Below are 17,947 nucleotides of genomic sequence, written 5' to 3'. Positions count from 1 at the left end.
TTCGCTTGGTGGCCCCGACGAGCGTCGCGAACAAAAGTTCGCAACCCTCGTCGGGGATCATTTCGGAATGTCACCCACAAATATTTTACTCACACTGCAGATCATTGGCTGCTTGTCCTATTGCTGCTCCTTGTCTTTCCGTTGCCGGCGCGTGCGGAAGAAACCGTTCAAGCCCGCATCGACGAAGCGCCGGAGTATGGGGTGGTGAGGCTAGCGAGCGGCGTCTATGATGAAGCGATCGTATTATCGAAACCACTTGCGTTGGAAGGGATTGGGGAGGTGACGATTCGTTCGTGCCGCAAGTCTCCTGTCATTGCGATATACGGCCGGCATGTTGTGCTCAAAAATATTCGTGTGGTGCAATGTGGTGATGCGCCTGATATGCCGGCGATTTACATAACCGGACATGATCATACGATTGACGGTGTGCGCGTGTTGACGAATCAGCAAGGTGTCAAGCTTGATCACGCGCATCATACAACCATTGTTCACTGCACTGTTCAAGGCGGGAAAAGCGGCAATGGCATTGATCTATGGGAATCGACGCAAAACGTGATTCATTATACGGCGATTGAGCGAGTAAAAGACGGAATTTACATGGAAAACAGCCATAACAACGTACTAAGCGGCAATCACATTTACAATGCCCGCTATGGCATTCATGTCATGTTTTCGAATCGCATCGTGCTGCGAAACAACATTTTTAGCGGGCATTTTGCCGCCGACAGATGGAACGGTCACACTTCACGGTGTTTCCTTGCGGATGAATCGAAAGCAATACATTTCGCACATCGGATACATGCCGGATGAGTTCCATGCGCCCCCCATGGTGACCGTTTGGGAATTTCTTTCGTTTTATGCATCATTGCGAAAAGTCACGCGAGAACAGGTGGAAGAAACGCTTCACGACATAGGATTGGAAGCGCAAAAAATGGAATGGATCAAGCATTTATCAAAAGGAATGCGGCAGCGGTTGTTGTTCGGTCAGGCGTTATTAGGAAATCCGGCGTTATTGCTTCTTGATGAGCCGACAAACGGTCTCGATCCGTTTTGGGTTGATCGGTTTATCGATATATTGAAACAGAGAAAAAATGAGGGGACGATCATTATTTTTTCGACACATATGATGGATGTGGCCGCAGATGTCGGGGATGTCATTGTATTTATGAAAAATGGGGCTATCGTCCATCGAATCGAGACCGCAACTTGTGGACCGAAAGAACAAACGGTGTTGCAGCTGTTGGCTTTGCACCGACAATGAATGATCGAATCGATTGGATCGGTGCGGCGCAATTTGTTGAGCAGGCGTTTTGGTGGTGCGGTGGGCGCTGTGCCAATGATGTTTTTCGGTTTGTGTTTAGAAGGACGGTGAAGAAACAATCATTTCCCCTAAATCGATGGTTCTCGATTAAAGAGAGGAGCAGGGTTTACAAGGCTTCTCAATTTGAGAAACGCCATTTTTGAGCCGCATTTTTCGTTAAATCACCAACCTTTTAAGAATGAAGAAGATCGGGAAAACGGGCAAAAATGTGATAAATATCACTGTGAACGGTCTTTGTGGCTGTTATTATACATATAGGGGTATATGTTGGTGAAAAGTATCGGTTGCAAAAACTTTCCATAAGGGGATGGATGAAACAACATCATTTTTCAAGGGAGGAACGATGAAGATGAGAAAAATCGTCATTGTCGGCGGAGTGGCAGGAGGAGCGACAGCAGCTGCGCGCCTTCGCCGATTAAGTGAAGAAGATCACATTGTCCTGTTTGAGCGCGGCGAATACATTTCGTTTGCCAACTGCGGCCTGCCTTATTATATCGGGGGTGTGATTGAGGAACGGAACAAGCTGCTCGTGCAAACCGCAGAAGGGATGTCTAAACGGTTCCGGTTGGATGTCCGTCCGTTGAACGAAGTGACAGCCATTCATCGCGACCGCAAAACCGTTTCTGTTCGGAATGTAAAGACGGGGGAAGAGTACGAAGAAACATACGATGTTCTCATTTTATCGCCGGGAGCGAAGCCGATTGTGCCGCCGATTCCGGGAATCGAAGAGGCGGAAGTGTTGTTTACGTTGCGCACGGTGCCAGATACAGACCGCATTAAAACGTATATTGACGAACAAAAACCGCGGCGCGCTGTCGTGATCGGCGGCGGGTTTATCGGGGTGGAAATGGTGGAAAATTTAGTCCGACGCGGCATCAAGGTGACTTTGGTCGAACGGTCCAATCAAGTGATGGCATCGGTGGATTATGAAATGGCTGCTATGGTTCATGACCATATAAGGGAACATGGAGTGGAGCTTTTGCTAGAAGACGGGGTGCAAGCGATAGAAGAGCGCGGCCGCTGTGTTGTTTTGACGAGCGGACGTGCGATCGAAACGGATATGATCATTTTGGCCATCGGTGTCGAGCCGGAAAGCCGCTTAGCCAAGGAAGCCGGTTTGGAATTAGGGGTTCGCGGTACGATCAAAGTGAATGAACATTTGCAGACGTCCGACCCGTCGATTTACGCCATTGGCGATGCGGTGGAAGTGAGACATTATATTCATGGTTTTGAAACGTTCGTGCCGCTCGCCTGGCCGGCCAACCGGCAAGGGCGGCTTGTTGCAGACCATATTCATGGCTTTGATGTGAAATATAGCGGCACGTTGGGAACATCGATTGCGAAAGTGTTTGAACTAACGGTCGCGGCGACAGGCCTTAACGAAAAAATGTTGCGGGCGCTCGGCATCTCGTATGAAGTCGTGCACATTCACCCGCTCAGCCATGCTGGGTATTATCCAAACGCCGAGCCGATGACGTTCAAATTGATTTTCAATCGCGAGACAGGGCGCATTTACGGCGCGCAGGCGGTCGGAAAAGAGGGAGTCGACAAACGGATCGATGTGATCGCCACTGCAATCAAAGGTGGATTGACCGTCCGAGATTTGCCGGATTTAGAGCTCGCCTACGCACCGCCGTTCTCTTCGGCGAAAGATCCAGTCAATATGGTGGGATATGTCGCTTCCAACATCATGGACGGGCTTGTTGAGACGGTGCAGTGGCATGAAATCGATCGGATTGTGGAAGAAGGGGGCGTGTTGATCGATGTTCGCACGGCGGAAGAAACGGCGCGCGGCATGATTCGCGGTTCGATTCACATTCCACTGGACGAATTGCGTGACCGTTTGCATGAGCTTCCGAAAGAAAAACCGATTTATGTAACGTGCCAAGTCGGGCTGCGCGGATATATCGCTGCTAGGATTTTGAGGCAGCACGGATTTCGAGCGATCAATGTAGATGGCGGCTACCGGTTATACGCCGTCGTCAAACAGTAAAGAATAGAACGTCTTGCCCAACACGGCAAGGCGTTTTTTTATTCAAACAAACCGTTTTGCCCACAAAATTGACAACATATAAACAGCTCGTTAATATACCTATAGGGGTAGTTATATAAGAGATGATGCATCGTCTGAAAGTCTCCGATGGTAGGAGTATAGAACATGAGCGATGTCATAGCAGTAGGGCCTTTGTTAATTCGCACGGGCTGGCTCGCTTGGTTAGTTGCCGGCGTCGGTGGGTATTGGTTTTGGCGGATTGTTTGGACGGGTTCAAGTGAACAGCGGAGATACAGGCTCAATGCAACTGGAAAACTTGACGTATTGTTAACCAAAAGAGGTGAAAGTCATTGGTTGAACGGAAAATTGGAATTGTGGAAAACTTGTTTCAATTTACTTTATTAGTCGTTATCAATTTGTTTGTTGGATCGATGGTAGGGATTGAGCGAACCGTTCTGCCATTATTAAGTGAGAAACAGTTTGGTTTGGCTTCTACAAGTGCTGCTCTTTCTTTTATCATTAGTTTTGGTTTTTCTAAGGCGATCGTAAATTATTTTGCAGGTCAAATTGCTGATAAATTTGGCAGAAAACGAGTTCTTTTGTTGGGTTGGATTGTTGGTTTCTTTGTGCCTATTCTTACGATTTACGCCCATGCGTGGTGGGTCATTGTAATGGCAAATATTTTATTGGGCATTAACCAAGGACTGACTTGGTCAATGACGGTGAATATGAAAATCGACATTGCCAAAGCGAATCAAAGAGGAACGGCAGTAGGTTTAAATGAATTCGCGGGGTACTCTGGTGTCGCCATCATGGCAGCGGTATCAGGATATATTGCTTCTTTCTATTCATTAAGACCGGAACCGTTTTATGTAGGAATCGGTATTGCTGTTGTTGGAATTTTATTATCTTCCATTGTGAAGGATACTGAACAGCATCTAAAGATTCAAATTCGGGATAATGGCACAACAACGGCGGATCATCACTTATCCTCTAGAGAGATATTTAGTTTGACAACATGGAAGGATAAAAATCTTTCCAGTATTAGCTTTTCTGGATTGGCAACAAATTTGAAAGATGGAATGGCTTGGGGGCTGTTTCCTTTGTATTTTTCTGCCGTAGGATTAAGTGTGAGTGAAATCGGTACAATAGTGGCTATATATCCAGCGGCATGGGGATTTTTTCAGCTGTTTACGGGAGCATTGAGTGATAAAATTGGAAGAAAAAAACTAATTGCCTATGGAATGTGGGTACAAGCCTTTTCTCTTTGGTTTCTTTTATTCGTTAACAGTTTTTCTTTATGGGTTTTAGGTGCGATTTTTTTAGGTTTGGGTACAGCAATGGTTTACCCAACTTTGCAAGCCGCGATCGGGGATGTTGCATCACCGAATTGGCGCGCGTCATCCATGGGGGTATATCGTTTTTGGAGAGATAGCGGTTATGCGTTCGGGGCTCTCGTTGCAGGGGTAATAGCAGATTTATTAGGAGTGACATGGGCAATCGGGATCGTGGCTTTGGTGCCTTTTCTTGCAGGGGTCTATTCACATATGAGGATGGATGAGACTTTGAAACAGTGACAAAGTGATGTCATGCCCGTTCGGAAGAAAAGCTCAGCAACTTTCCTAAAAGGTGAGTCGCCATGTCCACTTCATCTTCCCTGGTTGGCCGCCAACGTCGATATTTTTGGTGTGTTGTTTGGACGGGTTCAGGCGAACAATTCAAGTATATATGATTGCTGTTGGTTGACAGTGTGTTGTTCTTTTCTTGAAATGCGCCTGAATGAAAAAGGGGCAATTCATATGTCAATGATCTTCGCATTCGTTGCAGGAACATTTTCTTTCTTTTCTCCTTGCATTTTTCCGCTCGTTCCTGCTTATTTGCCCATTTAACAGGCACTCCAATAGCGGAAGACAGGATTCAAGTTGGAAAACGGGAGATCCTCTCATCCGCTCCCTTGCATTTATCGGTGGGTTTAGCATCATTTTTGTGCTGATGGGAGCGACGGCCAGTGTGATTGGACAAATGTTGGTTCAATATCTTGATGAAAAAGGAGGGGTATCCCGGCAATACCAAGCTCAAGCGTTCCGACAAGCTATCTCATTGATTCGAAAGGGATCATACGGAAAAAATGATTGGACCGATGAGTTATGACTGGATTGTGAACTATATGGAATCGATCCAATAAACACCAGCGTAGATATATAAAGGGGAAGAGATGATGAGAGAGGAAAAACGGCAAACGACAGAGGATTCCAAATATATTCAGCAACACTTGGCGAACGAGCGGACGTTTCTCGCCTGGATTCGCACCTCGATTGCCATTATTGGAATTGCTTTTTTAATGATCAATTTGCATGAAAAATCAACGAGCAACGCATTGTCCACGGCCATTGTCCAATTGATCGGAGCATTGGCCGTGGTCATTTCCATCTGCACGATTGTGTTTTCCACCATTAGTTATGTCATGAAGACCAAACAAATTAATGAACAAACGTTCCGGCCGTCACGCCCGCTTATTTGGTTTTTGGCGTCCTTGTTGTTGCTGATCACCGGATTGTTTGGCTACTATTTCTTCACTTTGCTGTAACCAGCGGCTTGTTTGCCGCTTTTTGTTTTGCCCTGTTTTAGGGTTAAGAGTAGCGCGTAAGCAAATGAGAATAAAACAAAAGAACAGCAATTGACTGTCGTGGTTCGCTCAATCAAATCCATACTAGGATGTACTGGAGATTACATACAAGGAGGAGTCCGCGATACAAGGCGTCCCTCACTTGCCTTACAGAGAGGAAGAAGGGGGGCAATGTCCAGTAAAAGAAAAAAAGAGGAGAAACGATTCAGTGGCATCATACGTGCCGCAATGGGGGGACAGTGTACATACATGGATGGGGGCAGAAGATGGCAAGACAAGGTGCGGTTGCGGGCAATAAGCATATATATTTATCATACCGGCGCCGAAGCTTTGTTGATTCAATGGAGGGATGATCGTGTTTATTCACACTGTTCAACCTGGAGATACGCTTTTTTCAATCAGCAGGCGATACGATTATCCGCTGGAAAGTCTGCGCCTTGTCAATGGCTTAGTTGAAACGAATATTGTTCCTGGTCAAGCATTGCTTGTTCCCAGCTATACGTATACAGTGCAGCTAGGGGACACGCTAAGCGCCATCGCACGGAAAGCATTTGTGACGGTCGAACAGTTGCGGTCGGCCAACCCGACAGTGAATCCGTATAGAATGTATCCAGGAATGAAAATTTCTATTCCTGATATTTCTTGGTATCGAGCCATAACGTTAGCCTATTATATTCTCCGCGAACCGAACGTAGATCGGATGTTCGTGCGGGATTTTGCTCCGTATTCATCATACATCGCTTTGTTCGAATATCGTTTCGCGCCCAATGGCGATATTGTCACGATGCAGGATGACGCCGCAGCGATTGAAACAGCATGGCAAAACCGTGTCACACCCATTGCGGTAGTGACGAATCTAACATCGGAAGGGTTTAGTCCGAGACTGGCAAGCCAAGTGCTGAACAATCCGGAAGCGAGAGCGAATTTGGTTGAGAACATCTTTTATTTAGTATCACGAAAGGGCTATGGTGGTGTCAATATTGACTTTGAGCAAATTCGCGGCGAGGATCGTGATTTGTTTACTGGATTTTTGCGTCAGCTACGCGATCGGTTAAAACCGGCTGGATATGTTTTGACGATCGCCGTTCCGGCGAAAACAAGCGAGGAGATTCCTTGGCTCAAAGGCTACGATTACGGCGGCATTGGCGCGGTCGTCGACTATATGTTTATCATGGCATACGATTGGCACCATTTAACAAGTGAGCCAGGTCCAGTCGCTCCGATTAATGAGGTGAAATCCGCTCTTCAATTTGCTATCGAGCGTGTGCCCCGAAAAAAAATTTTGCTCGGACTCCCGTTATATGGATACGATTGGATCATTCCGTACCAGCCTGGGACATTGGCGGATGCTCTCTCCAACCAAGAGGCGGTTTTAACTGCTATGCGGTATCAATCGCCCATTCAGTATTCATTTGAATATGAATCGCCGTTTTTCCGGTATAAGGATGAGCTGGGAAATATCCATGAGGTATGGTTTGAAGATGTCAGAAGCATGGGGCAGAAAATGAAATTGGCTCGTCAATATCAGATTGCAGGCGTTGGGGCATGGGAGTTGAAGTTAAGATTTGCGCCAGGGCCGTGGCTCCTAAGGAAGTTTTTTACAGTAATCAAAGTGTAATGAATCGTGCGAAGTAGTGTTGATGGTGATGTGAAAATGGAACGAAGTAATATGGGCAAGAAGTAAAGAAAACAGGTGGCTGTTTTCTTTACCGTTCGTAAGGAAAGTGTTTATAGCCATCGCCTTAGTTCGTGTCTCAATAGGGGTTATGGTGGACGGTTCTTTGGAGCATCAACGTGAGTGACTGTGGAATTGGATACAGGGGAATATGGGGATGCGCTGAAAAAGCAGCGAAAACAACGCTGCTTTTTTGTTGACAAACGAAAAAGCATTCGATAACATGGTTAGTGTAATACACATACATGTATATGTATAAGTCTGGGCAACATGTATGTATAGAATTGAGTTAAGTACTCAAACATAATTACGAAAAGATTCAAGGAGGTTGTTTTCGATGAAAGTGGCGATTATTGCAGCAAACGGCGGGTTGTTTGATGCCTACAAGGTCTTCAACATCGCGACAGCTGCTGCGGCGGCAGACGCGGAGGTCGGGGTGTTTTTCACGTTTGAGGGGTTGAATCTCATCCATAAAGAAGCGCACAAACAATTGCCGATTCCTGAAGGGAAAGAGCACTTTCAACAAGGGTTCCAAAAAGCGAACGTTCCATCGATTGCCGAATTGCTTCAAATGGCGCAAGAGATGGGTGTGAAGCTGATCGCTTGCCAAATGACGATGGATGTCATGGGGCTTGACAAAGACCAATTCGTCGATGGTATTGAGGTGGCGGGGGCGGCGACGTTCCTGCAGTTTGCGAAAGACGCCGATATTACATTGGCCTTCTAATAAGGGAGAGGAGGAAGGAGAATATGGCACAAGTCACTGTCTATACAACAACGACATGCCCGTATTGTGTCATGGCGAAAAACTTTTTGCGCGCCCAAGGGATTCCGTTTAAGGAAGTGAATGTCGAGCTCGATCCGGAAGCGGCGCGGAGGCTGGTGGAAACGACCGGGCAAATGGGCGTGCCGCAAATCGAGATTAACGGCCGCTGGGTGCTCGGGTATGATCCGGATGCCATTATGGCATTGTGGAATCAGGCGAATCATCGTTGAGAATAACGGACCATTGACGAAACTATGAGATCAGGAGGGGATATCGTTGGCAAAAACGATTTCGGTTAAAGAAATCGCCAATAAGATCATTCGCGGTGAGGAGCTGTTCATTGTGGACGCTCGCAACCCCGAAGATTTTGCTGACTGGCGGATTGAAGGGAGACATGTCGAGGTCGTCAATATTCCGTATTTTGAAGTGTTGGATGGCATTGAACCATATTTGGACCGTTTGCCAAAAGATAAAAGCAAAACGATTTATGCCGTTTGCGCGAAGGGCGGCTCGTCGGAGTTTGTGGCAGAACAGTTGGAAGCGGCGGGCTATACGGACGTTTATTCGATCGAAGGTGGCATGAAGGCGTGGAGCGAGCATTTGGAACCAGTGAAAATCGGCGAGCTGAAAAGCGGAGGAACGATTTACCAATTCGTCCGCCTCGGCAAAGGGTGTCTCTCGTATCTGGTCGAATCGAACGGCGAGGGGGCGTTGATCGATACGAACCGCATGACGGATGCTTACGTCCGTTTTGCGAACGAACACGGCATTACAATCAAGCATGTGCTCGATACGCACTTGCATGCCGACCATATTTCTGGCGGGCGCAAGTTGGCGAAAGAACTGGGTGCAACGTATTACTTGCCACCGAAAGACGCGGAAGAGGTGACGTTTACCTACACACCGATTCAAGATGGCGACCGCATCCGCGTCGGCCATGTCGTGATTGAAGCGTTGTATTCACCGGGACATACGATCGGCAGCACATCGTTTATTGTGGACGATCAATATTTGTTAACGGGTGATATTTTATTCATCGACTCGATCGGGCGCCCGGATTTGGCTGGGAAAGCGCAAGACTGGGTCGATGATCTGCGGGAGACGCTTTACCGCCGTTACAAACAGCTTGCAGATGATTTGATTGTATTGCCGGCGCACTATATGGGGCCGAAGGAAATGAATGAGGACGGCGGTGTCGCCGAACAGCTCGGTGTGCTTTATAAACGGAACCACGGTTTGAATATTTCAGGTGATGAGGAGTTTCGCCGCACTGTCACCGAAAACTTGCCGCCGCAGCCGAATGCCTATCGGGAAATTCGCCAGACGAATATGGGGAAACTCAATCCAACAGAAGAAGAGCAGAGAGAGATGGAGATCGGTCCAAACCGTTGTGCCGTTCGGTAAAGCCAGGGAAGCCGGCGTTTGCTTCAAGCCGGCTTTTTCTTTTTCGGTTGCGGCGGGTTGACGGTGTTTTCGGAAGTTGTTTGAAAACGGATAGCATGCGTATTATACTATGATCACAGTGATGGAATAGGAGGCAGAAAGATGACAGGGCATCGTTTTCATTACGAACATGCTGAACGATTATTGGATCCGAAGCGCAAGGAATGGATCGACCCGCAACGGGTCATTTCGATGTTGTCCGTGAAACCGGATGACACGGTCGTCGATCTTGGCGCCGGGAATGGTTATTTCACGATTCCTCTCGCGCAGGCGACAAACGGAAAAGTGTATGCGGTCGATGTGCAGCCAGAAATGATTGAATTGCTAAAACAGCGAGCCGCGAAACTAGCGGTCACCAACATCGAATATCGGGTGGCGGATGTCGCTTCGACCGCCTTGCCTTCGCATTCGGTGGACAAAGGGATCATGGCATTTGTCTTTCATGAGGTGGAACAAAAAGAAGCCGCCCTTGACGAAATTCGCCGTGTGATGAGGCCAAACGGGCAGTTTCTGTTGATCGAATGGGAGACGATGGAAAGCGAAATGGGGCCGCCGCTCCATGAGCGGATTCCGTCGGAGGAACTGTTTTCCTATGTGAAGCAAAAGGCGGGCAACGTGGAACTTGTCCGTTTTCACCCGGCTGTCTATGGTCTTTTGATTCGCTGGGAATAACGAACGGGTGGGGAAAATCTTTCTTGTTGCTATCATACCATATAGGGTATATAATGATCGTGCATAAGGTGAATAGAGGGGGTGAATCGTTGATCGTCGCCACTTTGTTCTTCTTTCTCATTCTTTTCGCCGTGGCGTTGTATCGACGCTACTATCCTGTAAAACATATCCCATGCCTTCCGGTAGAAGAGGTGCCGGACGGCTTGCTTCTTCTTGACTTGCGCGATTATAATGAAAGCAACGGCTCCATATTTGGCCAAGCGTTGCATATTCCGGTGGCGTATTTGAAACGGCATGCGCGGGATATTCCGCCAAAGCCGCTTCATATCATCGTTCAGGATGACATCGAAAAAAACGTCGGCATCCGCCTGTTGCGCCGCTATGGCTATGAGGTGAACAGCTATTCGATCACGGCTTGCGATTGTCAAGAAAGGGGGCGAACGAGCCGATGGAATATAACAAAGAGATCAAAAACCGCTTAAAACGGATTGAAGGACAAATTAAAGGCGTCCTTGGCATGATGGAACAAGGGAAAGACTGCAAGAGCGTCGTTTCCCAGCTGTCGGCGGCGCGCAATGCCATTGACCGCGCCATTGCCGTCATCGTCAGCACCAATTTGGAACATTGTCTTCGTGAAAGCATGGAAAAAGGGGAAAGCACAGACAGTCTTGTCAAAGAAGCAGTGGAACTGCTTGTGAAAAGCCGTTAATGCGTTGCTCAACAAAAAGGTGTTGACAACGTTCTTTTTCTTGTAGTAATATACCCATAGGGGTAATTGTAATAAAAATCTGTTGTGAAGGAGGTCATCATTCATGAACGTAGCGAAAGTATTGGATGCGAAAGGATTGGCTTGCCCGATGCCGGTGGTGAGAGCGAAAAAAGCGATGGACGAATTGCAGTCGGGAGAAGTGCTGGAAGTGCAAACGACCGATAAAGGGGCGAAAAACGATTTGCCGGCATGGGCGAAAGCGAGCGGCCATACGGTGCTTGAGATGAAAGAAGACAACGGTGTGTTGATGTTCTGGATCCAAAAAGGATAATGTGTGCACATTTTTATACCCATACAGGTATGAAGGGAAGGAGGCAGCCAGATGACACAGCCGAAGAAAAAGACGACGATCATTTTGTTCAGCGGCGACTATGACAAGGCGATGGCGGCTTACATCATCGCCAACGGCGCCGCTGCCTACGACCATGACGTGACGATCTTTCATACGTTCTGGGGGCTGAACGCCTTGCGGAAAGAGGCGTCGGTTCCAGTGCAAAAAGGGTTTCTTGAAAAGATGTTCGCGAAGATGATGCCGCGCGGCGCGGACCGCATGGGGCTGTCGCGCATGAATTTTGCCGGCATCGGCCCGAAGTTGATCAAAAAGGTCATCAAAAAGCATAACGCCATGCCGCTTCCGCAGTTGATCGAGATGGCGAAGGAGCAAGGCGTGAAACTCGTCGCTTGCCAAATGACAGTCGATTTGCTTGGGCTGAAGCCGGAGGAATTGATCGATGGCGTTGAGTTTGCTGGCGTCGCCGCGTATTTGGCTGATGCGTCGGAAGGAAATGTGAACTTATTCATTTAATCAAATGAGGGAATCCTATGTCGCAAATGATCCTCAACATCATCCTGTTTGTTTTGCTTGTCTGGTTTCTCACCAGCCGCTTCATCCCGCCGAAAGGGGTGCGGATGATGACGGCGGCGGAATTGAAACGCCGGTTGAAAGAACCCGGGGTGCAATATATTGATGTGCGCACCCCTTTGGAGTTTCAGTCTTACCATCTGCCAGGGTTTCGGAACATCCCGCTGCACGAATTGACAGCCCGTGCTCACGAACTATCGAAAGAGAAAGAAGTGATTGTCATTTGCCAAAGCGGGATGCGAAGCCAAAAAGCAAGCCGACTGTTAAAGAAAATGGGATTTCAGCACGTGACGAACGTCAAAGGCGGCCTAAACGCCTGGCAGTAGAGGAGGATGATGATGAAAACGATCACGCCAAAAGAGGTAGAAGAGCGGCTTCGCGCGGGAGAATCGCTTCATATCATCGATGTGCGCGAGCCGGAGGAAGTCGCTGCGGGCAAAATTCCAGGAGCGGTCAATATTCCGCTCGGTTTGATCGAGTTTCGCATGCATGAATTGGACAAAAATGAGGAATACATTCTCGTCTGCCGTTCCGGCGGCCGCAGCGGCCGTGCCGCGGAGTTTCTTGACAGCCGCGGTTACCGCGTCATCAACATGACAGGCGGCATGCTCGCCTGGGAAGGGCCTGTCGAATAAGCTGTAAGGAGGGATTCGTTCATGATTAAAGTTGATATGACCGTTGATGCGAAAGGACTGTCCTGCCCGATGCCGATCGTTCGAACGAAAAAGGCGATCAATGAATTGCAACCGGGTCAAGTGCTGGAAGTGCAGGCGACGGATAAGGGATCCAAAGCCGATATCAAAGCATGGGCGGAAAGCACAGGGCATCAATATGTAGGAACAATTGAAGAAAATGGGGTTTTGAAACATTATATCCGCAAGGCAGCAGAAAGTGAAACACGCAAAGAAACGGCATTCCCTCATGTCGTATCGAATGAACAATTGCAAGAAAAACTTCACGATCCTGATTCGTTTGTCTTGGATGTCCGCGAACCGGCGGAGTATGCGTTTGGCCATATCCCGGGCGCCGTTTCGATTCCGCTTGGGGAGCTTGAAGATCGGATGGCCGAGCTTCCGAAAGACAAAACGATTTACGTCGTGTGCCGCACAGGGACGCGGAGCGATTTGGCCGCGCAAAAGCTGGCCGAAAACGGATTTGACCGTGTGCGCAACGTCATTCCAGGCATGTCGCAATGGAACGGGCCGCTTGATTCCGCTCAATCGTAATGAGCGGCCTTTTTCAACAATCAAATATACATTGGGGGGTATGTTAATATGGTGAAAGAAATGACCGTGCAACAAATGACGGAAAAGGTGTTAAACAAAGAATCGCTGTTCATCTTGGACGTCCGCAACGAAAGCGATTTTCGCGATTGGAAAATCGAAGGGGAAAACTTTGACTATTTGAATGTGCCGTATTTTGAATTGATTGATGGGGTTGACTCGATTGTCGACCGTCTTCCGAAAGACCAAGACATCGTCGTTGTGTGCGCGAAGGGCGGATCGGCGGCGTTTGTCGCCGAACAGCTGACGGAAGCCGGGTTTGACAACGTTTATACGCTCGCTGGCGGGATGCAGGCGTGGAGCGAGCATCTCCATCAAGCCAAAGTATACGAAGATGATCAGTTGAAAATTTACCAATTCATCCGCGTCGGCAAAGGATGCCTGTCGTATATGGTCATCTCTGGAAGCGAAGCGCTTGTCGTCGATCCGTTGCGGTTTATCGATGTGTACGAACAAGCCGCCCAACAAGAAGGGGTAACGATCACGCATATCGTGGACTCGCACTTGCATGCCGACCATCTTTCCGGCGGCAAGGCGCTGGCCGAACGAACGGGGGCAACGTACTACTTGATGAAAAGCGAGGGAGCGGTGTTTGATTTCGAGCCGCTAGAGCAGCATGACACGATCGACTTTGCCAACGTTCATTTGGAAGTGTTGGCGGTGAAAACGCCAGGCCATACGCCAGGCAGCGTCTCGTTCTTTGTCAACGGCAAATGGCTGTTCTCGGGTGACACGATTTTTGTCGGCGGTCTCGGGCGGCCGGACCTCGGCGGCAAGGTGGCGGAATGGGCGGCGGATTTGTATGACACCGTGTACGAAAAAGTCGCAGCCATGGCGGATGATGTGATCGTCTTGCCGGCTCACTACGCGAGCTTAGATGAAGAAATCAACGCGGAGGGGTATGTCGGCGATACGTTAGGCCGCATCCGCGCCCGCAATGAGATGATGCAAAACAAACCAAAAGACGAATTTATCGATCTTGTCATCCAAAGCGCCAATACCGAAACCCCGCCGAACTTTGAAGACATTGTCGCCATCAACCGCGGGCTCAAAACCGTTGATATTGAAACAGAGCGGGAGCTTGAAATCGGCCCAAACCGCTGCGCGCTGCATCATGCCCATGCCTAAAGAAGCGGCACAGATTGGCAGGGGACGGGGGCGTGCCTCGTCCCTTTTGAAAACAAAAGGGAGGGATGGTCGATGGATGTTTCGCTCGCGTTTCTCATTGTCATCTTTTTAATCGGTTTTGTCGGTTCGTTTATTTCTGGGATGGTGGGGATCGGCGGGTCGATTATTAAATATCCAATGCTTCTGTATCTTCCGCCGTTGTTTGGGCTGGCGGCGTTCAGCGCCCATGAAGTGTCGGGGATCAGTGCGGTGCAAGTGTTTTTCGCCACGATCGGCGGCGTGTGGGCGTATCGAAAAAGCGGTTACTTGAATAAATCGCTCATTTTGTATATGGGGATAAGCATTTTGGTCGGCAGTTTTGTCGGCGGCTATGGCTCGAAGCTGATGAGCGAGGGAACGATTAACGTCGTTTACGGCATCTTGGCGGCATTGGCGGCCATCATGATGTTTGTGCCGAAAAAAGGGATCGATGACATTCCGCTTGACCAAGTGACGTTCAACAAAGGGGTGGCGGCCGCCTTGGCGTTTCTGATCGGCGTCGGGTCCGGCATCGTCGGGGCGGCGGGGGCGTTTTTGCTTGTGCCGGTCATGCTCGTTGTCCTGAAAATCCCGACGCGAATGACGATCGCCACGTCTTTGGCCATTACGTTCATTTCCTCCATTGGCTCTACGTTCGGGAAAATCGCCACCGGCCAAGTCGATTACATCCCGGCGCTCATCATGGTCGTCGCGAGCTTGCTTGCCTCTCCGCTGGGGGCGAAAGCGGGGCAAAACATGAACACGAAAGTGCTGCAAGTCATCCTTGCCGTGTTGATTTTGGCGACGGCGGTGAAAATTTGGGTGGATATTTTATGAGTGGATCGATGGAAAGACGATGAACGAGGGGAAACCGATATGTGTGAAGGCGAAAACGGATCATGTTTCGCCTTTTGTTTTCTACAGATCGATTTGGACATGATAAACAGTGAGAAAATCTTCACGAAGGGAAGAAGGAGCAATGTTCCATTACACGGTTGACGTGCCAACAGGCATGGACGAAACGATCGAGCGTTTGGAAGAGAACTTGAAACAAGAAGGGTTTGGCGTGCTCTGGCGGTTCAGCGTGACCGAGAAGCTGCAAGAAAAGGGGCTTGATTTTTCCACGCCGATGGTCATTTTCGAAGTGTGCAACCCGCAAGAAGCGGCTCGGGTGTTAAATGAAAACTTGTTGGTCGGTTACTTTTTGCCGTGCAAACTCGTCGTCTATCAAGAGAACGGCACAACGAAAATCGGCATGCCGAAGCCGACAATGCTTGTTGGCATGGTGAACGAGCCGGCGTTGAAGGAAATCGCGGAAGATATTGAGAAAAGGTTGGTCGCTTGCATTGACCAATGCCGTCAGTGAAAAGGAAAAAGGTGTCCCACATGACGGGGCACCTTTTGGTTGTGCGCACATACACGGAAACGCGGGTTTGCAGAAAGAAAAGCGCTCTTTTCCCCTCTTCGCCGCTATTTGATCCACATAGGAGGCGGACGGCCGCAAAGCCCATCCTTTCTACAAATTCTCTTGCCCCGCTGCTTTTTTTGTTTTTGCCCGTTTTTTGGCTGCGCGCGGCTGTTTTTCCGTTTCCAGCTCGCGATGCACAATCCGGTCGGGATCCAACCCATTGCCGAGCGTGCCGTACACATGGCCTTGCTTCGGCTCGATGAGCTCGTTGTGCTCGTAGTAGACGCGCGGCGTTTTCCAAAGGGCGGCCAACGCTTTTCCCATCGGCATTTCGTGGTAGCGGTCGGGCCACATTTGTTTGATGTGTTTTTTCACGAGCGGGTAGTACTTCGAGCTCATCGCAGGAAAGAGATGATGTTCAGTATGGTGCGAAAAGTGGAAGTGGAGGATATCCACCCACTTTGGCACGGTGACCGACAAACTGTTCGCCAACGGATCGTTGACCGGCACTAACGGATTGAGACGGTGGTTTGTTGAGATATAGCTCATGACGATCGTGTTGGCGACGAGCAGCGGAAGCAAAAAGGCGAACAGCCATTTTTCCCAGCCGACAAGCCATAACAGCCCGAGCCATGTCGTCCAAGGCAAGAAAAATTGAAACAGGACAACCGCGCGGTTCTTCCGGCGAAAGTCTTTGAAAAAGTAAAACAGCATCCGGATCGAGTGAAGGGTAAACATCACGGACAACGAGCTAAAGGCGAAAAAAGCGCGAATCGGAAACGGGATGCGGTATACCCAAGAGAGCAGGCGGCTTTTCGCTAATTTCTCCATGCTTGGCCACGCGTCCGGGTCTTTTTCTTCATGCTGGGTATGCACATGGTGGCTGGCGTTATGCCATTTTCTCCACAACTTCGGACCGGTGCAAAGCGGCCAAAAGGCGATTGCGCCGAGAAGATCGCGCAGCCAAGGTGTACGGACGACGGTGCCGTGCAAAATTTCATGTCCTAAAAATCCTAACGCAGCAAAACTGAAACCAAGCACAACCGAGATGAGGAGGTTCCATACAGGATGGAGGTGGAAAAGGGACACAGCGAGGATGCCGGCGATGACGAGCCCTACATAAGCCAAACCTCCAAACAAGCGGGACTTCACGGGTTGAAACGCTTTTTTCGGCAAATGCGGGGCCATTTTCGCCGCGTACCAGCCGAACGGGTGAAAATCATTCATTCAGTGATCTCCTTTCAAACTACTCTCCGTTTGACAAGCAGCGGCGAAGCCATTCACACACTCTTGGTCGCAACGAAGACCTTATTTCATAAAGTGATCCCAAAAGCTGTCCTCTATGCCGAAATGATGTGGAGGGCGGAGAAAAGCTCTAGGTCACTATAAAATTTATCATAACATCTTTTGGATTGTCCTGTCTATAGGCTTGATGGAAAACTGCCAAAATTGAGTATGGCGGCAATATTTCGAGAAGAACAGGCTAAACGATTGAGAAGGCGGCTGGCTAAAACATCATGATCAATGTCCCGATGGTAATGAGCAGCACCCCGATCACCACTTTCGCGGACAGCGGTTCGCCGAGAAACATCGCCGCAAACAAAATCGTCAGCACCAAGCTCGACTTGTCAATGGCGGTGACGCGCGAGACATCGCCGATTTGGATTGCTTTGTAGAAACAAAGCCACGACAATCCGGTTGCTGCTCCTGAGAGGCAGAGAAACACCCAGCTTTTCGTTGAGATCGCTTTGACGCCTTGATGGGCGCCTGTCATCCAGACGATCAGCCATGCGAGCGCGAGCACGACAATGGTGCGAATGGCGGTCGCTAGATGGGAATTGACGTTTTCAATGCCGATTTTCGCCAGCACCGATGTCAGCGCCGCAAACACCGCCGCCAGCAAAGCATACACGATCCACATATCGATCCCTTCGCTTTCGTTGAGAATTTTTCTCATCTATTATACTATGAGAAGGAAGAACA

22 protein-coding genes are annotated in these 17,947 nt (G+C 49.0%); 20 read left to right on the top strand and 2 right to left on the bottom strand.

Features of this window, described 5'->3' with window-relative positions; all coding sequences use genetic code 11:
* The 20 genes from JCR24_RS11815 to JCR24_RS11720 form a co-directional block, all read left to right on the top strand.
* The coding region (locus JCR24_RS11815) for a right-handed parallel beta-helix repeat-containing protein (RefSeq protein ID WP_238980675.1) at positions 1-810 on the top strand (810 nt) is incomplete at its 5' end.
* Positions 716-1,261 carry an ATP-binding cassette domain-containing protein gene (locus tag JCR24_RS11810; RefSeq protein WP_223813685.1) on the top strand — a complete coding sequence of 182 codons (546 nt, stop codon included), beginning with the start codon at positions 716-718 and terminating at the stop codon, positions 1,259-1,261. The genes JCR24_RS11815 and JCR24_RS11810, both read left to right, overlap by 95 nt.
* Positions 1,262-1,670: 409 nt before the next feature.
* Complete coding sequence (cdr, locus tag JCR24_RS11805) at positions 1,671-3,314, top strand: CoA-disulfide reductase (RefSeq protein ID WP_069304616.1); 1,644 nt, start codon at positions 1,671-1,673, stop codon at positions 3,312-3,314.
* A gap of 350 nt (positions 3,315-3,664) precedes the next feature.
* Positions 3,665-4,891, top strand: a complete 1,227-nt coding sequence (locus JCR24_RS11800) for an MFS transporter (protein WP_069304339.1) — start codon at positions 3,665-3,667, stop codon at positions 4,889-4,891.
* A gap of 641 nt (positions 4,892-5,532) precedes the next feature.
* Positions 5,533-5,901, top strand: coding sequence for a YidH family protein (locus JCR24_RS11795; RefSeq protein WP_069304337.1), 369 nt, complete (start codon positions 5,533-5,535; stop codon positions 5,899-5,901).
* Positions 5,902-6,295: 394 nt separating this feature from the next.
* The gene (locus JCR24_RS11790) at positions 6,296-7,558 is read left to right on the top strand and encodes a glycoside hydrolase family 18 protein (RefSeq protein ID WP_069304615.1); all 1,263 of its coding nucleotides are present in this window, start codon (positions 6,296-6,298) and stop codon (positions 7,556-7,558) included.
* A 394-nt stretch (positions 7,559-7,952) separates the two neighbouring features.
* Positions 7,953-8,342 (top strand): DsrE/DsrF/DrsH-like family protein, encoded by a 390-nt coding sequence (locus tag JCR24_RS11785; RefSeq protein ID WP_011231562.1) that lies wholly within the window; start codon positions 7,953-7,955, stop codon positions 8,340-8,342.
* A gap of 23 nt (positions 8,343-8,365) precedes the next feature.
* Complete coding sequence (locus JCR24_RS11780) at positions 8,366-8,611, top strand: glutaredoxin family protein (RefSeq protein ID WP_013145011.1); 246 nt, start codon at positions 8,366-8,368, stop codon at positions 8,609-8,611.
* Between the two features lie 46 nt (positions 8,612-8,657).
* Positions 8,658-9,785, top strand: a complete 1,128-nt coding sequence (locus tag JCR24_RS11775; protein ID WP_069304336.1) for an MBL fold metallo-hydrolase — start codon at positions 8,658-8,660, stop codon at positions 9,783-9,785.
* A gap of 141 nt (positions 9,786-9,926) precedes the next feature.
* Positions 9,927-10,496, top strand: a complete 570-nt coding sequence (locus JCR24_RS11770) for a class I SAM-dependent methyltransferase (RefSeq protein WP_015375142.1) — start codon at positions 9,927-9,929, stop codon at positions 10,494-10,496.
* A gap of 89 nt (positions 10,497-10,585) precedes the next feature.
* Positions 10,586-10,978 carry a hypothetical protein gene (locus tag JCR24_RS11765; RefSeq protein WP_020960182.1) on the top strand — a complete coding sequence of 131 codons (393 nt, stop codon included), beginning with the start codon at positions 10,586-10,588 and terminating at the stop codon, positions 10,976-10,978.
* Positions 10,945-11,205: a metal-sensitive transcriptional regulator gene (locus JCR24_RS11760; RefSeq protein WP_013145015.1), complete on the top strand. Its 261-nt coding sequence runs from the start codon at positions 10,945-10,947 to the stop codon at positions 11,203-11,205. The genes JCR24_RS11765 and JCR24_RS11760 overlap by 34 nt, the downstream gene beginning before the upstream one ends.
* Positions 11,206-11,308: 103 nt before the next feature.
* Entirely contained in the window at positions 11,309-11,536 is a 228-nt protein-coding gene (locus tag JCR24_RS11755) for a sulfurtransferase TusA family protein (RefSeq protein WP_060788958.1), read from the top strand.
* Between the two features lie 51 nt (positions 11,537-11,587).
* On the top strand, positions 11,588-12,070 hold the full coding sequence (locus tag JCR24_RS11750; RefSeq protein ID WP_015375138.1) for a DsrE/DsrF/DrsH-like family protein: 483 nt from the start codon (positions 11,588-11,590) through the stop codon (positions 12,068-12,070).
* A gap of 17 nt (positions 12,071-12,087) precedes the next feature.
* Entirely contained in the window at positions 12,088-12,453 is a 366-nt protein-coding gene (locus tag JCR24_RS11745; protein WP_060788957.1) for a rhodanese-like domain-containing protein, read from the top strand.
* Between the two features lie 12 nt (positions 12,454-12,465).
* Positions 12,466-12,762: a rhodanese-like domain-containing protein gene (locus JCR24_RS11740; RefSeq protein WP_033015463.1), complete on the top strand. Its 297-nt coding sequence runs from the start codon at positions 12,466-12,468 to the stop codon at positions 12,760-12,762.
* 21 nt (positions 12,763-12,783) lie between these two features.
* Positions 12,784-13,353: a sulfurtransferase TusA family protein gene (locus JCR24_RS11735; protein WP_238980674.1), complete on the top strand. Its 570-nt coding sequence runs from the start codon at positions 12,784-12,786 to the stop codon at positions 13,351-13,353.
* Positions 13,354-13,401: 48 nt separating this feature from the next.
* A complete protein-coding gene (locus JCR24_RS11730; protein ID WP_138187303.1) occupies positions 13,402-14,538 on the top strand; it encodes an MBL fold metallo-hydrolase in 1,137 nt (378 codons plus the stop codon).
* Positions 14,539-14,610: 72 nt separating this feature from the next.
* The gene (locus JCR24_RS11725; RefSeq protein WP_129447012.1) at positions 14,611-15,393 is read left to right on the top strand and encodes a sulfite exporter TauE/SafE family protein; all 783 of its coding nucleotides are present in this window, start codon (positions 14,611-14,613) and stop codon (positions 15,391-15,393) included.
* A 142-nt stretch (positions 15,394-15,535) separates the two neighbouring features.
* Positions 15,536-15,922, top strand: a complete 387-nt coding sequence (locus JCR24_RS11720; RefSeq protein WP_021321731.1) for a DUF302 domain-containing protein — start codon at positions 15,536-15,538, stop codon at positions 15,920-15,922.
* 150 nt (positions 15,923-16,072) lie between these two features.
* Here JCR24_RS11720 and desB read toward each other — a convergent pair whose 3' ends face one another.
* Together desB and JCR24_RS11710 are read right to left on the bottom strand one after the other, a co-directional pair.
* Positions 16,073-17,191 (bottom strand): Delta(10) desaturase DesB, encoded by a 1,119-nt coding sequence (gene desB / locus JCR24_RS11715; protein WP_238980673.1) that lies wholly within the window; start codon positions 17,189-17,191, stop codon positions 16,073-16,075.
* Between the two features lie 280 nt (positions 17,192-17,471).
* Entirely contained in the window at positions 17,472-17,885 is a 414-nt protein-coding gene (locus JCR24_RS11710) for an EamA family transporter (RefSeq protein ID WP_238980672.1), read from the bottom strand.
* Positions 17,886-17,947: the final 62 nt, after the last annotated feature.

The sequence above is a fragment of the Geobacillus sp. YHL genome, assembly GCF_022341265.1.
Classification (GTDB): Bacteria; Bacillota; Bacilli; order Bacillales; family Anoxybacillaceae; genus Geobacillus; species Geobacillus thermoleovorans.
This window is presented reverse-complemented; position numbering and strand designations above follow the sequence as displayed.

What these genes read in the sequence shown, in the direction of transcription:
- JCR24_RS11795 (WP_069304337.1), top strand. Translation starts at nt 5,533, where the DNA reads ATGAGAGAGGAAAAACGGCAAACGACAGAGGATTCCAAATATATTCAG.
- desB (WP_238980673.1), bottom strand. Translation starts at nt 17,191, where the DNA reads ATGAATGATTTTCACCCGTTCGGCTGGTACGCGGCGAAAATGGCCCCG.
- JCR24_RS11785 (WP_011231562.1), top strand. Translation starts at nt 7,953, where the DNA reads ATGAAAGTGGCGATTATTGCAGCAAACGGCGGGTTGTTTGATGCCTAC.
- JCR24_RS11745 (WP_060788957.1), top strand. Translation starts at nt 12,088, where the DNA reads ATGTCGCAAATGATCCTCAACATCATCCTGTTTGTTTTGCTTGTCTGG.
- cdr (WP_069304616.1), top strand. Translation starts at nt 1,671, where the DNA reads ATGAGAAAAATCGTCATTGTCGGCGGAGTGGCAGGAGGAGCGACAGCA.
- JCR24_RS11770 (WP_015375142.1), top strand. Translation starts at nt 9,927, where the DNA reads ATGACAGGGCATCGTTTTCATTACGAACATGCTGAACGATTATTGGAT.
- JCR24_RS11760 (WP_013145015.1), top strand. Translation starts at nt 10,945, where the DNA reads ATGGAATATAACAAAGAGATCAAAAACCGCTTAAAACGGATTGAAGGA.
- JCR24_RS11755 (WP_060788958.1), top strand. Translation starts at nt 11,309, where the DNA reads ATGAACGTAGCGAAAGTATTGGATGCGAAAGGATTGGCTTGCCCGATG.
- JCR24_RS11740 (WP_033015463.1), top strand. Translation starts at nt 12,466, where the DNA reads ATGAAAACGATCACGCCAAAAGAGGTAGAAGAGCGGCTTCGCGCGGGA.
- JCR24_RS11730 (WP_138187303.1), top strand. Translation starts at nt 13,402, where the DNA reads ATGGTGAAAGAAATGACCGTGCAACAAATGACGGAAAAGGTGTTAAAC.
- JCR24_RS11720 (WP_021321731.1), top strand. Translation starts at nt 15,536, where the DNA reads ATGTTCCATTACACGGTTGACGTGCCAACAGGCATGGACGAAACGATC.
- JCR24_RS11725 (WP_129447012.1), top strand. Translation starts at nt 14,611, where the DNA reads ATGGATGTTTCGCTCGCGTTTCTCATTGTCATCTTTTTAATCGGTTTT.
- JCR24_RS11710 (WP_238980672.1), bottom strand. Translation starts at nt 17,885, where the DNA reads ATGTGGATCGTGTATGCTTTGCTGGCGGCGGTGTTTGCGGCGCTGACA.
- JCR24_RS11735 (WP_238980674.1), top strand. Translation starts at nt 12,784, where the DNA reads ATGATTAAAGTTGATATGACCGTTGATGCGAAAGGACTGTCCTGCCCG.
- JCR24_RS11780 (WP_013145011.1), top strand. Translation starts at nt 8,366, where the DNA reads ATGGCACAAGTCACTGTCTATACAACAACGACATGCCCGTATTGTGTC.
- JCR24_RS11750 (WP_015375138.1), top strand. Translation starts at nt 11,588, where the DNA reads ATGACACAGCCGAAGAAAAAGACGACGATCATTTTGTTCAGCGGCGAC.